2 protein-coding genes are annotated in these 2147 nt (G+C 32.5%); both read right to left on the bottom strand.

Annotation, left to right across the window (positions count from 1 at the left end; all coding sequences use genetic code 11):
• Nucleotides 1–219: 219 nt before the first annotated feature.
• The gene (locus tag DFR66_RS13740; protein WP_114755384.1) at nt 220–714 is read right to left on the bottom strand and encodes a hypothetical protein; all 495 of its coding nucleotides are present in this window, start codon (nt 712–714) and stop codon (nt 220–222) included.
• A 172-nt stretch (nt 715–886) separates the two neighbouring features.
• Nucleotides 887–1939: a CNNM domain-containing protein gene (locus DFR66_RS13745; protein WP_114755385.1), complete on the bottom strand. Its 1053-nt coding sequence runs from the start codon at nt 1937–1939 to the stop codon at nt 887–889.
• Nucleotides 1940–2147 lie beyond the last annotated feature (208 nt).

Consider the following 2147-nt stretch of genomic DNA (forward strand, 5'->3'; position numbering starts at 1 on the left):
AAAGAACCTCAAAAATTAGCTTAGCCTAGAACCAGTTTATAGCAGTTCTATAAGGTAAAAAAGAAATGAAAACGGGGTTTTTTCACAGCCTGACGTTCCGCGGCTTTGCGCCGTAGCGGCAAGTTAAGAATAAATGTAATAAGAAATTGTGATGTTCAGAGTATTTTCCAAGAAAGATAAAACCAGCTATGGCGCAAAACCGCTGTTAGCAAACGTTTCTTATTCCAATGTCATAAACGCCATCTTTTCGCTAAATATTAGACGATTGTATTTTCTGTCGAGAAATTTTTCTGCCGTTTCAGTTGTAACCAAATGAACTTTATTTAATGAATAATTTTTAGCCATATCAACAACGCATAAAATATCAAATTTTTGAGGCTTTACACTCCCCAAATATTTTACGCCTTCTTGAGCTCGCCTGGTTTTCACTTCAATTCTTATTTCTTTTGAGTTAAATTTTTCAGACAAAACTGAATTCGCCGATAAAACTCCTAATAAGTCAAACTCTGCATTTGAAGCAAGTTGTGGAGTAATTAACTCAAACAAATTCTCAATACTAGTCAAAGCTTTATGAGCATAAAATTCTCCCAAGTCTGCTGTCATTTTATTTGTTGAAAACCTTAAGCCAGTTTTCTGTATAATTTCTGCAATATTATTTTCTGCAATAAATAATGCTTCCAGATTTGATAAAAGTTCTTTAGGATAATCTCTCATTTGCAGTTTGTTTCTAGCGATTTCGGGAAATGTTTGCTAACGTTTCTCATATTTGCGAAGGCGGGGATTTTCAGCACTGAACTTCACTAAAAGCACTGAACTTGGATTTAGCACTTCACTTTCATAGAAGCACGTAACCCCCACTTGTGTGTAGGTGCTGTTAGTGGCTGTGCTATTTGTCATTCTTCAAAAGTTCGTATTTTTTCTGCTTCTCTTGCCATCTTTTTACGGCATATTGTTGCATATCTTCTACTCTATCTTTTTCATCTACAATTTCAAATCCAAGGAGAGATTCTATAATATCCTCTAATGTTGTAATACCATCCATTCCTCCATATTCATCTGTAATTAATGATATATGCTCTTTTTTCTGAAGCATTTCTTCCCACGCGTCAAAAAGTGTCATATTTTCTGGGAAATGTATTATTTCTCTTTTTATATCTTTTAACTTTAAATTAAATTGGTCTTCTGCTAATTTTTCAAAAACTAATTCTCTAAAAATATAGCCTGTAATATTATCTCTGTTTTCTTTAAAAATAGGAATTCTTGAAAAATGAAGAAATTCTTTGTTTTTCAAGAACTCTTCTAAAGTCATTTCCTCGTTAGCAGTTACAACTACAATACGTGGAGTCATTACTTCTTTAATTTTTAAACTTTTTAGTTTAATTAAATTTTGAATAATCTTATTTTCTTTATCTGCAAAAATCCCCTCTTGAGTACCGATACTTGCCAAAGCAGAGATTTCTTCTCTACTTGTTGTAAGTTCTGATTTTTCTCTCGCCAACATTTTAGTCATTATTGAAGAAAGCCATACCAATGGATAGGTAATGAAAATCATTCCTTTTATTACTTTGGCGGATATTCCTACTAATTCTTTGCTGTAATTAGCTCCTAAAGTTTTGGGAATAATCTCGGTAAGTACTAAAATCAAAATAGTCAATACTGCTGAAACAATTCCAAAAGATGCTTCGCCAAAAACTATAGTTGCTTGAGCACCTACTCCTGCTGCTCCTACAGTGTGAGCCACAGTGTTGAGTGATAAAATAGCTGAAAGTGGTTTGTCTATATCTTCTTTGAGTTTCAGCATACTCTCTGCACTTTTGTCTCCATTTTCAAGTTTTGATTTTAAATAAGATACAGGCGTAGAAAGCAAAACCGCTTCCATAATAGAGCATATAAAAGATGTAAATAATGCTATAAAAAGATAAGTAAGTAATAATGTCATTTTATTTTATATGTTTAATTTATTTCGTTGTATCGTTTTTTCAAGCATTGCCACTAACGTCAGTCTGTGAAAAAACCTCCGCTGTATTATTTTCAAATATAACAAAATACTAGAATAAAAAGAAGATTTTTCGTATTTTTAATCATGCAACACATCACAGGTATTTCCCGTCAACAACTGCGTTTTTCAAGTTTAGAAGACACTATAA

It is taken from the genome of Flavobacterium glaciei (assembly GCF_003350545.1).
Classification (GTDB): Bacteria; Bacteroidota; Bacteroidia; order Flavobacteriales; family Flavobacteriaceae; genus Flavobacterium; species Flavobacterium glaciei.

Bases quoted from the DNA above. Each gene is read 5' to 3' on its own strand.
- DFR66_RS13740 (WP_114755384.1), bottom strand. From the start codon at position 714: ATGAGAGATTATCCTAAAGAACTTTTATCAAATCTGGAAGCATTATTT.
- DFR66_RS13745 (WP_114755385.1), bottom strand. From the start codon at position 1,939: ATGACATTATTACTTACTTATCTTTTTATAGCATTATTTACATCTTTT.